The 18,942-nt window shown below is 62.4% G+C and carries 20 protein-coding genes; 6 read left to right on the top strand and 14 right to left on the bottom strand.

The window, feature by feature from the left end; genetic code table 11:
* Nucleotides 1–4: 4 nt before the first annotated feature.
* The 7 genes from bpln_RS06485 to bpln_RS33630 all read right to left on the bottom strand — a co-directional run bounded on the left by bpln_RS06485 (nucleotide 5) and on the right by bpln_RS33630 (nucleotide 6,117).
* Nucleotides 5–793: an alpha/beta fold hydrolase gene (locus bpln_RS06485; protein ID WP_082465324.1), complete on the bottom strand. Its 789-nt coding sequence runs from the start codon at nucleotides 791–793 to the stop codon at nucleotides 5–7.
* A 70-nt stretch (nucleotides 794–863) separates the two neighbouring features.
* Nucleotides 864–1,796, bottom strand: coding sequence for a VOC family protein (locus bpln_RS33640; protein ID WP_082465200.1), 933 nt, complete (start codon nucleotides 1,794–1,796; stop codon nucleotides 864–866).
* Between the two features lie 29 nt (nucleotides 1,797–1,825).
* A complete protein-coding gene (gene hcaB, locus bpln_RS06475) occupies nucleotides 1,826–2,656 on the bottom strand; it encodes a 3-(cis-5,6-dihydroxycyclohexa-1,3-dien-1-yl)propanoate dehydrogenase (RefSeq protein WP_055138359.1) in 831 nt (276 codons plus the stop codon).
* Nucleotides 2,643–3,872 (bottom strand): NAD(P)/FAD-dependent oxidoreductase, encoded by a 1,230-nt coding sequence (locus tag bpln_RS33635; protein WP_082465199.1) that lies wholly within the window; start codon nucleotides 3,870–3,872, stop codon nucleotides 2,643–2,645. Before bpln_RS33635 ends, hcaB begins: the two co-directional genes overlap by 14 nt.
* Entirely contained in the window at nucleotides 3,869–4,210 is a 342-nt protein-coding gene (locus tag bpln_RS06470; RefSeq protein ID WP_055138358.1) for a bifunctional 3-phenylpropionate/cinnamic acid dioxygenase ferredoxin subunit, read from the bottom strand. The genes bpln_RS33635 and bpln_RS06470 overlap by 4 nt, the downstream gene beginning before the upstream one ends.
* 7 nt (nucleotides 4,211–4,217) lie before the next feature.
* Nucleotides 4,218–4,751, bottom strand: coding sequence for an aromatic-ring-hydroxylating dioxygenase subunit beta (locus bpln_RS06465; protein ID WP_158512005.1), 534 nt, complete (start codon nucleotides 4,749–4,751; stop codon nucleotides 4,218–4,220).
* Nucleotides 4,744–6,117 carry an aromatic ring-hydroxylating dioxygenase subunit alpha gene (locus tag bpln_RS33630; protein ID WP_082465198.1) on the bottom strand — a complete coding sequence of 458 codons (1,374 nt, stop codon included), beginning with the start codon at nucleotides 6,115–6,117 and terminating at the stop codon, nucleotides 4,744–4,746. The genes bpln_RS06465 and bpln_RS33630 overlap by 8 nt, the downstream gene beginning before the upstream one ends.
* Nucleotides 6,118–6,689: 572 nt before the next feature.
* Between bpln_RS33630 and bpln_RS33625 the strand changes: the two genes are divergently transcribed.
* The 5 genes from bpln_RS33625 to bpln_RS06435 all read left to right on the top strand — a co-directional run bounded on the left by bpln_RS33625 (nucleotide 6,690) and on the right by bpln_RS06435 (nucleotide 11,481).
* Entirely contained in the window at nucleotides 6,690–7,730 is a 1,041-nt protein-coding gene (locus tag bpln_RS33625; RefSeq protein WP_158512004.1) for an AraC family transcriptional regulator, read from the top strand.
* A 278-nt stretch (nucleotides 7,731–8,008) separates the two neighbouring features.
* Nucleotides 8,009–8,323: a DUF1153 domain-containing protein gene (locus tag bpln_RS06455; RefSeq protein ID WP_047837792.1), complete on the top strand. Its 315-nt coding sequence runs from the start codon at nucleotides 8,009–8,011 to the stop codon at nucleotides 8,321–8,323.
* Nucleotides 8,320–9,141: an IS3 family transposase gene (locus bpln_RS06450; RefSeq protein ID WP_042627473.1), complete on the top strand. Its 822-nt coding sequence runs from the start codon at nucleotides 8,320–8,322 to the stop codon at nucleotides 9,139–9,141. The genes bpln_RS06455 and bpln_RS06450 overlap by 4 nt, the downstream gene beginning before the upstream one ends.
* A gap of 433 nt (nucleotides 9,142–9,574) precedes the next feature.
* Nucleotides 9,575–10,327: a WcbI family polysaccharide biosynthesis putative acetyltransferase gene (locus bpln_RS06440; RefSeq protein ID WP_055138354.1), complete on the top strand. Its 753-nt coding sequence runs from the start codon at nucleotides 9,575–9,577 to the stop codon at nucleotides 10,325–10,327.
* A 140-nt stretch (nucleotides 10,328–10,467) separates the two neighbouring features.
* Entirely contained in the window at nucleotides 10,468–11,481 is a 1,014-nt protein-coding gene (locus tag bpln_RS06435) for a GSCFA domain-containing protein (RefSeq protein ID WP_208459491.1), read from the top strand.
* Nucleotides 11,482–12,121: 640 nt separating this feature from the next.
* On the opposite strand, the gene bpln_RS06430 is transcribed toward bpln_RS06435, so the two are convergent.
* Nucleotides 12,122–13,426: an NAD(P)/FAD-dependent oxidoreductase gene (locus bpln_RS06430; protein WP_055139465.1), complete on the bottom strand. Its 1,305-nt coding sequence runs from the start codon at nucleotides 13,424–13,426 to the stop codon at nucleotides 12,122–12,124.
* A gap of 110 nt (nucleotides 13,427–13,536) precedes the next feature.
* Here bpln_RS06430 and bpln_RS06425 point away from each other — a divergent pair, with 110 nt between their 5' ends.
* Nucleotides 13,537–14,256 (top strand): class I SAM-dependent methyltransferase, encoded by a 720-nt coding sequence (locus bpln_RS06425; protein WP_042624485.1) that lies wholly within the window; start codon nucleotides 13,537–13,539, stop codon nucleotides 14,254–14,256.
* Between the two features lie 45 nt (nucleotides 14,257–14,301).
* Here the strand turns inward: bpln_RS06425 and bpln_RS06420 are convergent, their stop codons facing one another.
* The 6 genes from bpln_RS06420 to bpln_RS06395 are packed head-to-tail and all read right to left on the bottom strand — an operon-like array spanning nucleotide 14,302 to nucleotide 18,942.
* On the bottom strand, nucleotides 14,302–14,739 hold the full coding sequence (locus bpln_RS06420; RefSeq protein WP_055139464.1) for a hypothetical protein: 438 nt from the start codon (nucleotides 14,737–14,739) through the stop codon (nucleotides 14,302–14,304).
* A gap of 20 nt (nucleotides 14,740–14,759) precedes the next feature.
* The gene (locus bpln_RS06415; RefSeq protein WP_042626492.1) at nucleotides 14,760–15,185 is read right to left on the bottom strand and encodes a signal peptidase; all 426 of its coding nucleotides are present in this window, start codon (nucleotides 15,183–15,185) and stop codon (nucleotides 14,760–14,762) included.
* A 49-nt stretch (nucleotides 15,186–15,234) separates the two neighbouring features.
* Complete coding sequence (locus bpln_RS06410; protein WP_042624484.1) at nucleotides 15,235–16,491, bottom strand: beta-ketoacyl synthase N-terminal-like domain-containing protein; 1,257 nt, start codon at nucleotides 16,489–16,491, stop codon at nucleotides 15,235–15,237.
* The gene (locus tag bpln_RS06405; RefSeq protein ID WP_055138352.1) at nucleotides 16,491–17,720 is read right to left on the bottom strand and encodes a beta-ketoacyl-ACP synthase; all 1,230 of its coding nucleotides are present in this window, start codon (nucleotides 17,718–17,720) and stop codon (nucleotides 16,491–16,493) included. The genes bpln_RS06410 and bpln_RS06405 overlap by 1 nt, the downstream gene beginning before the upstream one ends.
* Nucleotides 17,720–18,445, bottom strand: a complete 726-nt coding sequence (locus bpln_RS06400) for a 3-ketoacyl-ACP reductase FabG2 (protein ID WP_042624482.1) — start codon at nucleotides 18,443–18,445, stop codon at nucleotides 17,720–17,722. Before bpln_RS06400 ends, bpln_RS06405 begins: the two co-directional genes overlap by 1 nt.
* Nucleotides 18,442–18,942, bottom strand: a complete 501-nt coding sequence (locus tag bpln_RS06395; RefSeq protein ID WP_055138351.1) for a hotdog family protein — start codon at nucleotides 18,940–18,942, stop codon at nucleotides 18,442–18,444. Before bpln_RS06395 ends, bpln_RS06400 begins: the two co-directional genes overlap by 4 nt.

Here is an 18,942-nt window from a genome sequence, read left to right as displayed (position 1 = left end):
TACCTCAGGTAGACGGGCCGGTCAGGAAGTTTTCTACGACGCTGTTGAATTCAGCTGCGCGCTCCCACTGGGTCCAGTGGCCACTGCGCGAAAAGACGTGCAAATCGGCGTTGGGCATCAGGCGCAGGAGCAATAAGCTGGTATCCCACGGCACGACGCGGTCGTCGCGTCCATACACGAGCAACGTCTTCTGCTGGACTTGTTCGACCCGGCGCCAGAGGGAAAACATGCGCTCGGTGCGGATCTCGCGATGGATCATCAGTTCCGGCGCAATGCTGGCTTCGTACCGGCTGTCGATGAATTCGGGCGTAATGCGCGACTGATCGAAAATCATCGAGCGGATGAATGCCTCGAGCTTGTCTCTGCTGGGCCCTGTTCCCTGGTAGTAATTGACCAAATGCTTGGCGCCTTCGGTGGGCAAAGGCGAGAACATCGCCAGGGAGCCTGCCGTCCCCATCAACACCATTCGATCGACCGATTCCGGTCGCGCCAAGGCGAGCTCGAGTGCGATGGTGCCCCCCATCGAGTTACCGACGAAATGTGCTTTTTTGATGTCGAGCTTGTCCAGCACGGCGGCTAGCACCTCGGCGTACCACCCGGTATCCAGGAAGCCGTCGGCCGGCTTATCCGATTTGCCGAAATGCGGCATGTCGATGGCGAGGACACGAAAGCGGGCGGCGAGCGTCGGCAGGTTTTCCCGGAAGTTGCTCCACGCGGAGGCACCCGGGCCACCGCCGTGCAGCAAGACGACGACATCTTCGCCAGTTCCGGCTTCGTGATAGTGAATAGTCATGTCCAGCACCCGCGTGGTACGGGACGTGCTCTCTGCAGTGAATCGAGGTGATTTCATTTAGCGTTCGCGCTCAGGTGGAGGAAACAGACGGTTGTGCATCATCCGTTCGCGGGCGGGGCGGCGGATTGAACGTGTGTCCCCAGATACTCGGCTTCGGATGATGCGTGACATGCCAGATTTCGTCATCGATACGCACGCCACCCCACCCTATCTCGACCGCCCAGCCGGACGGCGTGAGTACGTAGAAAGAAAAAACGCGATCGTTGGTATGGCTGCCGAGGTCCAGCAGAATGTGCGCGCCGGCTTTTTTAGCCCGCTCGTAAGCCAGGCCAACGTCGTCCAGGTTGGCGACTTCGAGCATCAAATGGTTGAAGCGTCGACCGACCGGGAAGTTTCCAAGCGCCAGGGAGTGATGGCGCCGATTGACGTGAAAGAAGGTCAGATGCCCGGCGTGTGGCAAGCCAGGGACGTGGAGGTCGTTGTAGTCGCTGATCTTGAAATCCAGTTTTTCGCGGTAAAACTGGACTTGCGCCTCGTAATCGGATGCAGCGTAGACGACATGCCCGAGACCTTGCGGACCCGTGACGAAGGAACCGCCCCCGACCGGCGAGCGAAACGGATCGTGATTGACCTCGGTAGCGCCATAAAATACTTCTACGGCGTTTCCATCTGCGTCCCGAAACTGAATCAGTTCCAAGACTGCGCGCTCCTTCGCCAGTTCCGCCCCCCCTTCCCAAAACGCCACGCCCTGCGCTTGCAACCGGGCGCGAACATCCTCCAGGGTGTCCGCGTTAGAGGTTTCCCATCCGGTATAGCGAAGATCATCATCGTCGCCGCGATGGAGGAACACTCGCCGCTTATAGGAGTCGGCTCTCAGCACGAGCGAACCGTCCTCGAGTGCCTCGCCGAGTTGAAGACCCAACACTTCCGTAGCGAAATGACGCCATGTATCCAGTCTAGACGCAGTGAAACCGACATAGCCCAACGCGCGAATTAGCGACATCGAATATCTCCAAGTTTGATGTTCTTCAATTAGTTGCCGAAGCGCGCGGGCAGGCCGCGCCCGCCCGCTACCGAACTCAAGCCGCGCACACCGAGCCCGCCATCGGCCTGAATGATGGCGCCCGTGATCGGGGCACCGTCATGCCGGGAGGCCAGTAACACGTATGCTCCGGTGTATTCGTCCGTGCCGGGTAAACGCGCTAGCGGCGTCCCGGATCGAGCATATTCATCCATCGGCAGGGTGCGAATGGACTGGTCTGCTTGACCGAGTGCGCGCGGGCCGCGCAAGTCGGACGCGATCGCGCCCGGCGCCACGGCATTTACGCGCACGTACGGCGCCAGCTCATAGGCCAACTGGCGAACGAGGCCCACTGACGCGTGCTTGGATGCGGTGTACAGGGGACCACCCCCGCCGGGGTAGAACGCAGCGTTGCTGAGCGTCAAGATCGCACTGCCACGCGAGCGAAAAAGCGCCGGCGCTGCAGCCTTCATGCCCATCAGATGTCCCTTCGTATTGACCGCGAAGACTTCGTCGAAAGCCGCATCAATGGCGTCGTCCGGGAGGTCCACCAACGCGACGCTGTAGTCCCAGATGCCGGCGTTTCCAATGAAGGTGTCGAGCCCGCCGAAGCGCTCTGTCGCCAGCTCGACCGCCCTGTAGTTGTCTGCTAGGCTGCGAACGTCTCCCGCATGCGTCGCTACGCGATCACCGAGATCCCTGGCGAGTGCGCCGAGCGCATCCGCATTGCGGTCGAGCACCGTCACGCATGCGCCTTCTGCAATAAAGCGGTCGACGATAGCTCGTCCGAGTCCGGAGGCGCCGCCGGTGACGAGCACGCTATTGCCTTCAAGCGGCTTCATGTGCCAATTCCTTTTCGAGTTTGCGAAGATCCGTGCCCGGATCGCGAAGTGCGTCGATACTCGGCGAGAGGCCGCGCGCAATCAATCTCATCGCAGCACGCACGTCGTTCGGTCGGTTCAGCGTAGACGCAGCGGCAAGCCGGCCGTCACGAACGTAGAAAACCGTTGCGCGGCCGCTAGCCAGGTCACCTCGAATCACCGTTTCATCTCGGGCGCTCGATAGGCCACACCCTTCGACGTGATGCTCATACTGATCCGTCCAGAACCATGGCAGTTCGTCGTACGGTTTCCCGAGGCCTAGCATCGATCGCGCTGTAGACACGCCGTGGTCATGTGCATACCGCCAGTGCTCCAGGCGCCCTGGACCACTCATGTATCGCGTCTGGTGACGCGCCACATCGCCCGCTGCATAAACGTTCGCTAATGACGTTGCTCCATATCCGTCGACCACGATCCCGTTGTCGACTACCGCCCCTGCCGCGTGTGCCAGATCCACGGCCGGCACGATGCCAACGCCGACCAGCACCATATCGGCCTCGAATCGGCGACCATCGGAAAGCTCAACCACGACGGTCCGGTGGTCACCTGTCATTTGCGTCACCAATGCCTTGGTGTGGATTCGTACGCCCTGCTCCTGGTGAATGTTGGCGATTGCCTGGTCAAGCGGATGCGAGAGGGCGCGAGTGAGGCAGCGGTCTCCGGACTCTATCCAATCGACCTCGCAGCCGCAGCGAATTGCGCAGGCAGTGACTTCCGCGCCAATGAGGCCGCCCCCTATGACCGTGACGCGCGCGCCTGGCTTTAATCCTTCGCGGATAGTCTCGGCATCGCCGGCATCGCGGACATAGTGAACTTGATGGAGGTCTCCCCCAGGAATCTGCAGGCGCCGCACCCGACCGCCAGTTGCAAGAAGTATCTTGTCCGCACGCAATTCCTTCCCGCCATCCAAGACGACGGTGCTACGTCGGACGTCCAGTTTCTCCACCTTTCGATTCAAGCGCAGATCGATACGTTGTTCGGTGTAAGTTGCCTCTGGCACGATCAATGGCGCCTGCCCGGTAAGCAGGAGGTCTTTCGACACGGCAGGCCGCTCATATGGCAAGCACTGCTCAGCACTGACAAGCGTCACGTCACCATCGAAGCCGTTCTGCCGGAGCGCGAAAGCCGCTCCGACGCCGGCAGCGCTCGCTCCAACGATCACATAGTGCGGTTTCATGAGGAAAGCTCCTGCGCTACTGGCAACCCGACCAGAACATCACCTTCCTGCACCTTGACCGCGTAGGTGACCAGGGAATCTTTGGCCGGCAGCGACCGTGCCTTACCTGTACGAATACAGAACTTGGCAGCGTGCAACGGACACTCGATCATTCCGTCTTCCACAAATCCATCCGCAAGCGAGGCAACCGCGTGCGTGCATGTGTCCTGCGTCGCAAAGAACCCGTCCTGGAGGTGATAAATCGCGATGGGCCCTGCTGAAGATTCGATCTTCAACACGTCGTCGCAGTCGATCGCCGACGCATCACAAGCCTTGATCCAAATTACGCCGTCTGACATTGCAACCTCAGAAAAACATGGTGAGATTGTTGGAAGGCATCACCGATTGATCGCTCATCAACCAGCGCTCGGTGATTTGCCACTCGCCTTGGTCCGATCTGCGCAAGACGTCCTGGCGTTGCCCGGAGAACACACACGGCGCTTCATCCATTCGGGAGACGTACACCATGAATGCGCAAATCGCCTTGATTTCGTTCGACTGCTCGCCTGGAACGATCTGAACGTTGGAGATGAAATGCCGCGAGCGCGAGCGCGGGTCCTCCGACCAAGCGGTACCGCTTCGGATGCGTCGCACGCGGAGCTTCAGGCTCTCCAGGTTGTCATCGAAGATCTTGATTTCGTCTTCGACCTTGAACCTCTTTTCGTCGCGCCGGAGCCGGTCCACGCGTAGCGGCATCTCATACACGATATCTTCGGCCAGCAACGCGAGCCACTCTTCGTACCGACGCTCGTCAAGCAACCGCGCCTCGTGATACATGAACTGCTCGATTTCCCACTGCAGTTGCGGCCCAGGTTGAACGACCTTGGTCAGGCTAGTCATGGCGGTGGCCTCCACAATCATTGGTGCAACCTTCGTCGTCAACCGGACTGGACTCCAGTACGGTATTCGGCGTCGTCAGCAGTTCCAGCCAACGCCGATAGAAATTCCGCGAACCGGCTTCGCTACAGTCGATATCGGTCTGGCCCGGCCAACCCTGCAGTTCCCCGGACTCGCCCATCTGTATGTTGAGTTGGGTGCGCCTTGCCATTACTCCGGAAAGCGGACGTTGGACGTCCACCCAGTTCGCGGTGTCATCTTGCTCAAAAATTCCGGTAGGGCCGAAGGTTCGCGCCGTCATCGCTTTCCGGGCGGCCCGCACTTCTTGAGGCGCGTCTCGATCGATGAGCGTCCATGCCCAGATCTCGACCTCGTTGGGGCCACGCGGAACCCATGAGCGCAACGTTCGATGTCCATGCAGGTACCCGGTCGACGGGAAGAAATTAGCGAAGATCGGATAGGCGGATCCAAGTGTCTCGCCGTAACGCTGGATCGACTGCACCTGTTCATTCTCGAGCACGTACTTGCCGAACTCGGGCGTCCCGGTGGTGAATGCAAGTGCGGTAACCATGTCGTGCCCTATCAACATCCCGCCACCGTGACCGAGAGGATTGCTGAACGCGCGGCCAGGCACAAACGGGAATGACGGCGCATCTTCGGGGGTCAGCGCAGTGAGCGCGGACGAATGAGAGGTCATGAAATGAAACGAGTCACTGGCAAACTGTTCGGCGGCAAGCTTCCAGTTGCCACGCACCCGCCATTTGTAGACGCCGCCGTAGGCCTCCATTCCACCTTTGGTACGCGCGAAGTTCAGATCGAAATAGTGCGCCGCGTCGCCAAGCGATTCGCGAAAGCCAGGCGCTTGCGCATCCCAGCATCCAAACACCAAGCCATGGTGGATCTCCACCTTCGGCACGCGCCGCGCACTCCACTTTCCTTTATCCAGTGGCTGCCGATAAATCTGTTCCTCCATCGGAATGGAAATGAGCGTGCCGGCAGTGTCGTAGGTCCAGCCGTGATAGGTGCAGGTGAAATTCTTCGTATTACCCGATTCGCCGCGGCAAAGGGCGCCTCCGCGGTGCCGGCATTGATTCAGAAAGGCTGCAATGCTTCCATCTGGCTGCCGAACCACAATGACGGGATCCTCGCCCATAAAACTGACGAAATAGTCGCCCACTTTAGGGATCTGACTTTCCGGGCAGAGCAGGAGCCACGACCGCGCAAAAATACGCGTCAGCTCGAGTTGATAGACATCTGGATCGGAATAGATCGAGGAATGCAGGACTCCGTCGTCCGGACGCACCAACTGTCTTATCCTGGATTCCAACGAATCCATCGCGGAGCCATCGATAGGGGGACGCTTGATCATAGATTTCGCGTTAACGTGTATTAATGTATGAATAATGGATGACGCGTTTCGCGATCCTCATCAACGAAATCCATCGCCGGAAGACGGGACGCTTGCGCATGCGATACGAATGGAACGGCCGGCCCTAGCTCTCGAGCCGAGATATGGATGTGCGGGTACACATGATTTGTCTCCTGGGGCGATTGGTTCGTGTCTGTATGATCCGGCGGCGCACGGTGTTTACGTTGTAGGTCCATTGTGATCCGTGACACGTGGACCACCATCGTCCGTCCGTATCTATTTCTTGATCGAAAGTTTCCAGAAGCTGCTGCTTTGCAGCACAGTAGGGCCGGGCCTACCAATTCACACCTGCCGGTCGCGGCGCCTTCGAACAGACAAATAACCTGCATGATTGGTCGCTGCCGATGGCGCGGGGCCGACATCCATCCCGTAGATGCGAGCACGCGACGCAGCGTTGCCCCGGCACACTGATCTAATGCAAACTAGCGCCACATATGTTTGGAGACAGGTGCCGACCGAGCCGCACATCCCGAATCGTGCGAATAATGGTGATCGGCCCACGGAGACACGTCATGGGCAGTGAGTTTCACAAAGACGATATAGTTGGCAATCCAGATAACTACCGACCCGCAGCACTGCCCGACGAGATACTTCGCATGATCCGTTTGACGGGGGTGATACAAGCGTCGGTGCATTTGACCGCCCCATGGGGTTGCAGTCTTCCGCACGAACACGATGCCGTCATCGTCTATATGGTGCTGAGCGGACAGTGCGTCGCCTATACGATGGACAAATCGGAAGTGATGAGGTTATCGACCGGTGATGCGCTACTGGTTCCAGAGCGATGTTCGCACGCAATGGCGGACTCAATGGAATCACCGCTGGTTTCTCTGGAAAAATTGGTGTCGAATGAATCTAAAATCGCCGAAAGCGCAGACGCCTTTCTTGCCGGCTTGTTCAGAAGTGACACCAACTACGGCGGGGGCGGCAGCAGGACCCGGATTGTCACATTACGGTTGTATATAGATAAGCGTTTTCCCAGCGCAATGCTGAGAGGCTTGCCCAAGCTGGCACGTTTGCCGGGCTTTATTTCACGTCATCAACTGTTCATCGCGCAACTCATCAGTCAAATCGCATTCTATGGCATGCAGGGATTTACAGGCCAGGCGGTCGCAACCAGGCTGGCCGAGACTATTCTGACCATTTTCATTAAAGACTATCTTGATCACAATGCCTGGCGCGGCGAAAAATCTCGCCTGGCTCTCAAAGATCCATTCCTTTCCAAGGTGCTTGGGGATATTCACCTGCATCCGGAATACGAATGGAGCATCTCCAGACTGGCGGAAAGGGCCGGCCTGTCCAGGTCTGCTTTCATCAAGCGATTTGTCAAGGCCATCGGGCAGACCCCGAGCGAATTTATCACCTATTTAAGAATGATTCGAGCCGCCGAATTTCTGGAGACAACAAATAATTCGGTTGCGCAGATTGCCGCCGAGGTTGGATATGGATCCGAGGCGTCATTTGCCCGTGCTTTTCATCGTTGGAGCGGAGTGACACCAGGGGCGCTTCGACGTAAAAAAGTAGCGTCGTGTCTTCATGACGAACACCGGTAGAGCTGACCTGCTCTCCACGTTAGTCTTACTATGTCAATAAATCCGCATTGACCGCAAAGCAAAACGGACATCGCTGGAGTCGGTGCGCGATGTAGGCAGCGATATACCAGCGCAGCGTGGTGATGGAACCAGCCACGTGGCGCTGCGCGCGCTGGGGACCCGCGTGGCACGTAATCCGCGGGCAGGCAGGTTGAGCCCCTACCGAAGGACGCCTCGACAATCACCACCTGTACCGACCCAGTGAAAACCTGCTCAAGTCATAATGGATGAAAAAGACGATGAGCACGAAGATGGACGAAGACATCAAACGATGGACGGCCAAGCGCAAGAGCGCGCTGGTGATGGACATCATTCAGGGCAAGACGACGGTTGCCGAAGCCAGCCGAACCTATGACCTGTCGCCCTCCGAGGTCGAGAACTGGGTGGACGACGGCAAGCGAGGCATGGAGAACGCGCTTCGCGCCAATCCGCTGGACGTCAAGGAGCAGTACGAGCGGCAGATCAAGGAGTTGCAGGAGGCCTACGGCGAAGCCATGCTGGAGTTGCGCGCCAGAAAAAAATTGCAGTCCCTGCTGGGCGAGGACGAGAAGTGATCGAAACGATCCACCAGGGACTGAAAGAAGAAGGCGTTGTCGTTTCGATTTCCAAGCTCTGCAAGTGGTTCGATGTGCCGCGCCGAACCGTGTATTACCGGCCAGTCAAGGCAGAACCCGTCGTGCAGGCGCGTTTCTCGGAACCGATCAAGGCCATGATCGAGGAGTCGCCATCATTCGGCTATCGGACAGTGGCGCACCTGCTGGGCTTCAACAAGAACACGGTGCAACGCGTGTTCCAGTTGATGGGCTGGCAAGTGCGCAAGCGGCCAGTTGGCTTTCGGCCACGGGTGCAATCGATGCCATCGGTTGCGCTCAAACCGAACTCGCGCTGGTCGACCGACATGTGCCGTATCTGGGCGGGGCGAGACGGCTGGGCAACCTTGGCCCTGGTCATCGATTGCTACACGCGCGAGTTGCTGGGCTGGCACCTGTCCCGAAGCGCAAAGGCGACGACCGCGGCCAGCGCGCTGGAGCACGCGTTGATTGCTCGGTTCGGCACGCTGGGTCGAGTATCGACGCCATTCCTGTTGAGGAGCGACAACGGCCTGGTTTTCACGAGCCAAAAGTACACGAAGCTGGTGCGCGATTACGGCCTGAAGCAGGAGTTCATCACGCCGCATTGCCCGCAACAAAACGGCATGGTGGAGCGAGTGATCAGGACGCTGAAGGAGCAATGCGTACACCGGCAGCGCTTCGAATCGCTACAGCATGCGAGCCGCGCCATCGCCGACTGGATTCAGTTTTACAACCACCGGCGAGCGCATCAGTCGCTGAAGATGAAGACCCCGGCCGAGGCGTTTGCTTTAGCCGCTTAACCTGTGCAGGTTTGGCTGGGTCATTACAATCGCGTCGATCTTCCTGTCTTGTTCCGACAAGTGCGCCCTCACTTGCTCGTCGCTCGCGTCGATGCGCGCCTCGATCTGCTTGAACCGCTGGTCCCCTGCCCGCAGACGGCGCTCGACGCCGTCGTAGATTGGCGTATCAGCGATCAATCCCCCGAAATGAAAAAGCCGCCCGAGGGCGGCATACCGAAAGCATGTTGTGGTCAATTCAGGCCCACTGCGCCTGGTCTCGCGTCGCTACTGATGCGGCGCGCTGTGGCGTGAACCCTCCTCATTTGTCCACCGTATAATTCATCGTCGATCGCTCGAAGCACTGAGCCCAATGCCACAAAAAAGAGAATCCAACATGAGAGTCGCCGTCGTTTCAAACTGCCAAGGTGAAGGTATTTCGAAATGCATTCGGGCAATGAACGGGACGCTGGATGTCGAATATTTTTTCGTCTCCAGGATGTGGGATGGCACTGCAGATTTTCTGACTATTCAGCGTGACTATGATCTGTTGTTCACGCAAAAGATGCTCGAGCCACACGTAGCTGCGGAGTACGCGCACAAAGTGCATTATTTTCCGAGCTTCACGTTCACCGGCTTCCATCCCGATATGACGTATGCCCGCGCCGTCCTCGGCGATGGGAAGGTCGGGACGGTTGCCACTCCGCTGTCGCATTACAATTCGGCGCTCGCGTTGCATGGCTATCTCCGCGGCTTGACAGTCGACGAGATCGTTGCCTCATTCAACCGCGACACGTTTTTGCGGCTCGGCTATCTCGATGCATGGGCACCGGCAAAGAAAGCGTTCCTCAAGGAAGCCGATGAGATCGGTCTACCGCTCGGTCCGCATTTCGAGAAATGGACCGCGCAGGGTTGCTTCATGCATACGCTCAATCACCCCACAATTTCGGTCATTGCAGACGTCTCCAAGGAGCTTCTCAAAAAAGCCGGGATCGAGATTCAAAGCGAAAATCCGGCGCGCTATGTTATAGACGATCTTCGCGCGATGCCCATTTGGCCGATATATCCGGAGATCGGGAAAGAGCTTGGCCTCGACGGTGACTACGCGTTCAAGAGGCACGAACCCTACGGAACGATCGGCCTTCGACAGTTTGTCGAGGATTCTGTCGCCGTTACGCGGAATTCGAGCGCCACACGATCGAGCCGCTGAACTTTAGCCTCGCTGAATATGATCACCTGCTTGGGCTGACCGCTCACGCAGACGCGGCCGAGCCCGCCGGCCAGGTCGAGCGTTCCGCAGGCGGGAATCCGTATCGCGGCCTTCCTGCCTTCCATTTCTGGAAAAGTGCAGTGGCAGAGCCGGCCGCGGAGGATGTCGATCCAGTGTCGCCGCCCCGATTCACCATCGAAAAGGAACATAGGGTCGCGACCGCTGGAAGCTGCTTCGCCCAGCACATTGCGCGCGCCTTGGGTGACAACGGCTTCAATCATCTTGTGACCGAAGCAACGCCGCCGGGGCTCGACCCGCAAGCAGCACGGGCTCGCAACTTCGACGTCTTCTCCGCGCGCTACGGAAACGTCTACACGGCCCGACAGCTGACGCAGCTAATCAAACGGGTCAGCGGAACGTTCGTGCCAACGGAACAGCATTGGAAGCGCCACGATGGGCGCCTCGTGGACCCCTTCCGGCCGCAGATCGAGCCCGACGGCTTTGCCGACCTGAGCTCATTGGAGCGCTCGCGCGACGAGCATTTCGCTGCAGTCCGCGCCATGCTTACCCGGATGGACGTGCTCGTATTCACCCTGGGGCTCACGGAGTGCTGGCGCTCGAAGGATGACGGCGCTGTCTATCCGCTCACGCCCGGCGTTGCTGGCGGCAGCCCGGACCCGGAACGCTATGAGTTCGTCAATTTCACGGCCCGCGAGGTAGTCGCAGATCTCCAGGAGACTATTGACCTGCTGCACCTCATCAATCCATCGGCGAAGATGATTCTGACGGTTTCCCCGGTGCCGTTGGTCGCAACGTTCGAGCCACGCCACGTGCTGGCGTCCACGACATACAGCAAGGCGGTACTGCGCGTCGCGGCGCAAGAGATCCGTGAGGGGAACGACTACGTCGAGTATTTCCCGTCCTACGAAATCATCACCGGCGCGCACGCTAAGGGAGACTATTTCGAGGGCGACCTGCGATCGGTCACCGCTGCGGGAACTTCGCACGTGATGCGCCTCTTCATGCGCCACTACGCGTCCTTGGCGCCGTCGATGCGCGCAGATCCAAGCGCAGAGAACACCATCCAAGCGCACCGGAAACTCGCGAGCGTCGTCTGCGATGAAGAGGCCATCGCCAACTTCGAGATGCCTTGACGGGCCGCGCCTCAGTAATGTGAATACCACGTCGTGGTCGCACCGCGGCGGATGAAGCCGTGGCCGGCGCCGGCAGACAGCGCTGTGGCGGTCGGCGAGACACTGCCCGAGGCCGCCGAGAGCGTTAGCGCTGTGACGGCTTTAGGGGACGTGAAGCGCACGAGCGAACCGTCGTAGGCGGTACTGCATGCGGGCTACGTGATCGTTAGCGCGGCGAGCGTTCCTGCCGGATCGATCAGATCCATCTACGTGTCGCTCGCAATCGCGACCGTTGCGCCGCTGGCCAGCGCGCTATACTTGTCCGCGATCATCCAATCACTACGACGATCTCGGCACACGCGGCAGCCCCTCGCTCTCGCGTCGCGATATCGGGAAAATTTCAATCAGTCATCCTGATCGTCTAGTCTTTGTTTGGTCCGAATCGAGACGACGATTCGGAGCGACTCAATCCGCCGAGATATGCAGAAAAATCACCAAGAACGCCTCACGAAAATCGCGAGCCCACTCGATTATTAATCTAATTGCCAATCGATATACGCTCACGCCGCACCACCATCTGAATGAACGAATCTGGTCAGGCGGGACGCGTTTTACGCGCCCCGCCTGACCCAATCAAAACAACAACGCCACTACCATCCGTTCAAACCACCACGCCCGAATGCCGCTCGTCCCGAGCCGAAGCCGAGCCGGCAGCACCACCCACCTCCAGCCGACACAGCTCCGCCAACACATCAAGCCGCCGCCCTGGCTCGCGCACGAACGGATTCGTCTCGTCCCACGCATACCCTGCCAGCACCGAGCAGATCATCCGCTTCAACTCGGGCGACTTGTCCTCATAAAAAACCACGTCCTGCAGTTCCCCCGAATACCAGCGCTCGACAAATGCCCGGAACGTATCGACCCCTTTGCGCAACGCGGCACCATAGTCACGCGCCCAGTCCACCGCCTCGCCGTGCCACTGCCGCTCCAGCGTCTTCACGGCCAGATGCGCTGAACGCAGCGCGATCGTCACGCCCGACGAGAACACTGGATCGAGGAACTCGCCGGCATTGCCGAGCAGCGCATAACCGGCGCCGTGCAGCTGCGCGACGTTGGCCGAATACCCGCCGATATGGCGCACCGGCATCAGGAACGGCTTGTCGCCCACCAGCCGCGCGAGCGTCGGCTCGGTGCGCAGCAGTTCGCGCAGCGTCGCCTCGCGCTGCGCCTCCGGCACGTCGAGGAACGCGCTCTCGGCCACGCAGCCCACCGACGAACGCCCGTTCGCAAGCGGAATCATCCAGTACCAGACGTCCCGCCGCTCGGGATGCACGGCTACGCAGATCTTGTTGCGATCGGTCGAGCCGCCCGGCAGGCGATCCTCGACGTGCGTGAAGATGGCCGCGCGCGTCGGCATCCCGGTGGGCGCCTCCAGGTCGAGCAGGCGCGGCAGTACGCGTCCGAAGCCGCTCGCGTCGAGAACGAAGCCGGCCTCCACCACGTAGTCGCGGCCCGCCTCGTCAAGCACGTCGAGCCGCGGCCGAACGCCCGGCGTGAACGCGCGCACGGTGTGGCTGAACCGCACCTCGGCGCCCTGCGCGGCCGCGCAGCGGATCAGCAGGTCGTCGAAAACGGCACGCTCGACCTGGTAGGTGGTGCCCCAGCCCGGCGTGAGCTTGTCGCGAAAGTCGAACGACGACACGCGGTCACGATGAACGAAATACGCGCCGTTCTTGAACTGGAAACCGGCCTCGACCACGGCCTGCAGCATGCCGGCCTCCTCGAGATACTCCATGCTCTGCGGCAGCAGGCTTTCGCCGATGGAAAAGCGCGGGAATTGCTGGCGCTCGAGCACCAGCACGGAGCGCCCGGCCTTGCGCAGCAGCGCCGCAGCCACGGCGCCGGCCGGCCCCGCGCCGATGATCGCCACGTCCACGGTGTCCTGCGTCGATATTGTTTGACTCATGTCCATAACCTGTTCTTCGAAGCGGTTCGCGGCGATGAATCTTCACGCCACGATTCCGTGATGCCACTTACAATGGCCAACCGACACATAACGCATACCAACGAGAGGCCATGTCGTCATTCCATACGCACGCCGCCAACTACGTTCCTGAAACCGCTTTTGGCATCTGGTTCCTGCGAACCCATACCTGGGAGCATCACGTCCTGCGCGTCGCGATCAACGATCTCAAGCGGCTTCTGCCCGGCCCGCTGCCTGCCGCGCCGGTGATCCTGGACGCGGGCTGCGGCCAGGGCAAATCGTTCGCACTGCTGGCGGCCGCGTTCATGCCAGTCCGCATCGTCGGCGTCGATTTCCATCGCGAGTCGCTCGACCACGCGGCCGAGGCGGCGAGCCGCTGCGGCACGGCCGTCGACCTGCACGAGGCCGATTGCGCGCAACTGCCGCTCGGCGATGCCAGCGTCGATCTGGTGTTCTGCCATCAGACCTTCCACCATCTCGTCGATCAGGAACGCGCGCTGGCCGAATTCCGCCGCGTGCTGAAACCGGGCGGCCTGCTGCTGTTCGCGGAATCGACGGAAGCCTACATCAAATCGTGGGTGATCCGCCTCCTGTTCCGCCATCCGATGCATGTTCAAAAAAGCGCCGACGGCTATCTCGCGATGTTGCGCGACGCGGGCTTCTCGTTCGGCGCTCGCAACGTCTCGCTACCGTATCTCTGGTGGAGCCGAGCCGCCGATTTCGGCCTGTTCGAACGGCTCGGCCTGCACCACCCGAAGCCGGGCAGGCGCCGCGAAACGCTCGTCAACGTGGTCGCGCAAAAGCACGCCTGACGCTGCCCGCGCGCCGCGATACGATCGCGGCGCGCGGGCGATGCATCACTTCTTCAACGTCACCACTTCCCCGGTCAGCGCCACGCCGGCCATGATCGCGCCGGCACCGCAGGTGAACTCGGTCGCACTCGCACGCAGGTCGTTCTTGTAGTTGCTCTTGATGTCGATGACGGCATTGCCGCCTTCCTTGCGAGCGCGCTCCTGCAGCGCGATTACGGCCGACAGGAAGACGTGCTGGCAGGCCTCGAGATCGGACTTGCCGAACGCGTTGGTCTTCTTGTTGGTAGCAAACTCTCCCTGCCGCTTCACGACGACCGGATGCGGCTGTCCGGCGAAGTACAGCGAGACGTCGTCACCAACCTTGCCGGCGCCGGTCTTCAGCGCGTCGTCGATCGGATAGGTGCTCACCGAGTTGCGCGCCTGCGCCTGCGAGACGGCGAGCAGCGCGACGGTGGCCGTGACAAACAGCATGCATTTCTTCATGGTCATCCCCGGGCGGTCGGTTATCGGGCATCGAGCAGCACGACGTCGCCCGACACCGCGATCGCGCCGGCGCTGCCGCTCACGCCGCAGGTGAAGCTGGTCTGCGAGTCCGAACGCGTCTCGTGGAAGCGCGTCGTCACGTTGATGACGGCGTTGCCGCCGTGCTCGGCGGCGTAGGCCCGCAGGCGGCCCAGCGCCTCGTCGAGCGCCTTGTTGCAAACCTCCTGCTCGGCGTCGGTGCCGCGCGCGAGGCGCACCGATTCAGCGTGCACGCCGATCTGCTTCTTCACGCCCGGATGCGCCTGGGCGCCGAAGTACAGCGTCACGCCGCGCGTGTCGGCGGTGGTGGCACCGCCCGTCAGCGGCAGCGAACGCACGACGGTGCCGCAGCCCGCCAGTATGGCGGTCGCGGCCAGGATGCCTGCCAGATGTCGTTGATGCTTCATCATGCTTCCCTCTCTCCTGTTCTCGGTGGTGTGGTATCGGTATGCGTTGTCATGCGCCATGCCAGGCGTCGAACAGCAGGCTCGCGCAGCTGCCGCCGAAGCCGAACGACACCGACATCGCGCGCGCGATGCGCGCCGCGCGCGTCTCGCGCACGAGCGGCACGCAGTCGAGCGCGGCATCGAGCTCGCCGCGGGTGGCGCTGCCGGCCACGAAGCCGTCGCGCATCATCAGCAGCGTGTAGATCGCCTCGTGGACGCCGCTCGCGCCGAGCGGATGCCCGGTCAGCGCCTTGGTGGACGAAAAGGCCGGCAGCGCGGCGCCAAACACGGCTGACAGCGCGTTCAGCTCCTCGAGGTCGCCGAGCGGCGTCGAGGGCGCGTGCGTATTGATGTAGTCGGGCAGGCCGTCGGGATCCCGTGTAGCGTCGTCGAGCGAGGCGCGAATCGCGCGCGCGATGCCGGCCGCGCGCGGCGTCGCCATGCCGCCGTGGTCGGTACCCTGGCCGAAGCCGCTCAGCTCCGCGTAGATGCGCGCGCCGCGTGCGAGCGCATGGTCGAGCGATTCGAGCACGACGATGCCGGCGCCCGAAGCGATCACGAAGCCGTCGCGGCCGGCGCCATAGGGCTGCGAGGCGAGTGCGGGGGTGTCATTGAAGCCGCGTGAGAGCGCCCCCATCGCGTCGAACATCAGCGTCATGTTGTCATGCAGCGCCTCGCTGCCGCCTGCCAGCACCACCTCCTGCAGGCCGCCGCGAATCAGCTGCAGCGCCTGGCCGATCGCCAGCGTCGAGCTGGTGCAAGCCGACGACGGCGTGTAGGCCACGCCTTCGATGCCGAACAGCTGCACCACGCCGGCCGACGCGGTGCTGCTCATCGCCTTGGGCACCACGTAGGGCGGCGTGCGGTCGAGGCCGCGCGCGCCGGCGATCTCCATCGCCTCGTCGTAGGCGCCGATCGAGCCGATGCCCGAGCCGATGATGGCGCCCGCGCGCGGCGAGCGCAGCGCCAGCGGGTCGAGCCCGGCGTCGTCGAGCGCCTTGCGCGCCGCATGCGCGGCGAAGCGCGCCGTGTCACCCATGAAGCGCTCGTGCTTGCGCGCGAACGGCGGCTCCGCCCGGACCTCGGCGGCCCCGGCCACTTGGCTGCGAAAGCCGCGCGCGCGCCACGCCTCTACGCGCGCGAGGCCGGTGCGGCCCTCGCGCAGCGCGGCGGCCACCGCGTCGAGTGTATTGCCGAGGCACGACACGATGCCGAGCCCGGTGACAACCACGCGCAAGCCCGTGCTGACGGTGTCGACGGTGACCATCAGGCGTCGGCGCGCCGGAACACCAGCGACGTGTTGATGCCGCCAAACGCGAAGTTGTTGCTGACCACGTACTCGGCGTCGATCGCGCGCCCTGCGCCGACGATATGGTCAAGCGGCGCGCAGGCGGGATCGACGCGGGTCAGGTTCAACGTCGGCGCGTACCAGTTGCGCTTCATCATCTCGATGGTCCACCACGCTTCAAGCGCACCGCAGGCGCCGAGCGTATGGCCGACGTAGCTCTTCAGCGAGCTGATCGGCACGCGTTCGCCGAACACATCGTGAGTGGCCTCGCTCTCCGCCACGTCGCCGCGCTCGGTCGAAGTGCCGTGTGCGTTGACATAGGCGATGGCGGCCGCATCGAGCCGCGCGTCCTGCAGCGCCATGCGCATCGCCACCGCCATGGTGGCGGCGGTCGGCTGCGTGATGTGCGCGCCGTCGGAATTGCAGCCGAAGCCGACCACCTCGGCATGGATCGTCGCGCCGCGCGCGCGCGCATGCCCGTATTCCTCCAGCACCAGCGTGGCGGCGCCCTCGCCCACCACCAGCCCGTCGCGCGCCGCGTCGAACGGGCGTGGCGTCAGCTCGGGTGCGTCATTGCGCGTGCTGGTGGCGTACAGCGTGTCGAACACGGCCACCGCCGGGCCCGACAGTTCCTCGGCGCCGCCCGCGAGCATCAGCGTCTGCTTGCCGGCCGCGATCGCCTCGTAGGCATAGCCAATCGCCTGGCTGCTCGACGCGCAGGCGGACGAAGTCGGAATCACGCGGCCCTTGAGATCCCAGAACAGGCTGACATTGACGGCCGTGGTGTGCGGCATCATCTGCACGTAGCTGTTCGAGGTGACGTCGCGCATCGAGCCGGTTTCGAGCATCGCGCCGAACGCGCGGATCGGCTCGACCGAACCCGACGACGACCCATAAGCGACACCCATGCGCCCGTCCTTGATCGACACGTCCTCGGCGAGGCCGGCGTCGGCCAGCGCGAGCTCGCTCGCGCGGACCGCGTACATCGCAACCGGCCCCATTGAGCGCGTCTTCTTGCGCGGATAGTGCGCGGGCGCGGCGAATCCGGCCAGCGGACACGCGAGCCGCGTGTGCAGCGACTCGAAACGATCCCATTCGGCCATGCGGCGCACCGCGTTGCGGCCGGCCCGCAGGCGCGCCTCGACCTCGGCCCAGGTCTCGCCGAACGCGGTCACGCCACCCATGCCCGTCACCACGACTCGCTTCATCAGATCATCCCGCCGTTCACGCCGATCACCTGCCGGGTCAGATAGGACGCGGCGTCCGACATCAGGAAGCCGACCACCGAGGCCACTTCCTCGGGCCGCCCGACGCGCCCCATCGGCACCGTCTTCAGCGCGTGTTCGAGCGGCAGGTCGTCGAGCATGCCGGTATCGACAAGGCCGGGCGCGACGCAGTTCACGGTCACGCCGCGCGACGCCAGCTCGACGGCTAGCGCCTTGGTGGCGCCGATCAGGCCTGCCTTGGCCGCGCTGTAGTTGACCTGGCCTCGATTGCCCATCACCCCCGACACCGAGGCGATGGTCACGATCCGGCCGCCCTTGCGCAGCCGCACCATCGGCATGGTCAGCGGGTGAACCACGTTGTAGAAGCTGTCGAGGCCGGTTTCGATCACGACGTCCCAGTCGTCCTCGGACAGTGCCGGGAACGCGCCGTCGCGCGTCACACCCGCGTTGCAGACGATGCCATAGTAGCCGCCGTGCGCGGCCACATCGGCCTCCAGCAGCTCGCGGCACGCCGCTCGATCGCGCACGTCGAACTGCAGCAGGCCGGCCGTGCCGCCCTGCACGGTGATTGCCTCGACCACGGCCTGCGCTTCGGCCACGCCGCCGCGGCAATGCACGGTCACGGCAAAGCCGTCTTCGGCCAGACGCAGCGCGACGGCGCGGCCGATGCCGCGGCTCGAGCCGGTCACGAGAACTCGCCGGGTCATGATTGAAGGCTCCCTTCGATGAAAGTCTGAAAATCGTCAGGCTGATAGACCTTGACGACGGCCTCGGCGCAGCACACGCCGCCGAGATGGATCGCGCAGTCGTAGGCGCCGTGCCCGGCCTCGCTGCGCAGCAGCTCGCGGGCGGTAACCGACAACGTCGCGCCGGCCTCGAACGCGAAACGGTGCGCGCGATAGCCGCTGGTGCCGAGCAGCACGCCCGGCCGCGCGCGGCCGCCCTCGCGCATCGCCAGCAGGCCGACGTGCGCGGCGATCGCCTGCGCCATCAGCTCGATGCCGATCCAGGCCGGCATCGCGCCTTCGCGATCCGCGTACCAGGCGTCGGCGCGCACGCGCGCGCGCGCCTCGATGTCGAGCGTCGTGCATTGCACGATCGCGTCGAGCAGCAGCATCGTGTCGCGATGCGGCAGCACGTCCAGCACATCGTGCAGCGGCACCGCCTCGGCGGCCTCGGGTTCCTTCGGTTCAAGCGTGTCCAT

Source organism: Burkholderia plantarii (assembly GCF_001411805.1).
GTDB classification, from domain to species: domain Bacteria; phylum Pseudomonadota; class Gammaproteobacteria; order Burkholderiales; family Burkholderiaceae; genus Burkholderia; species Burkholderia plantarii.
The sequence above is the reverse complement of the archived record's forward strand: the minus strand, read 5'-3'. Positions and strand labels throughout refer to the sequence as shown.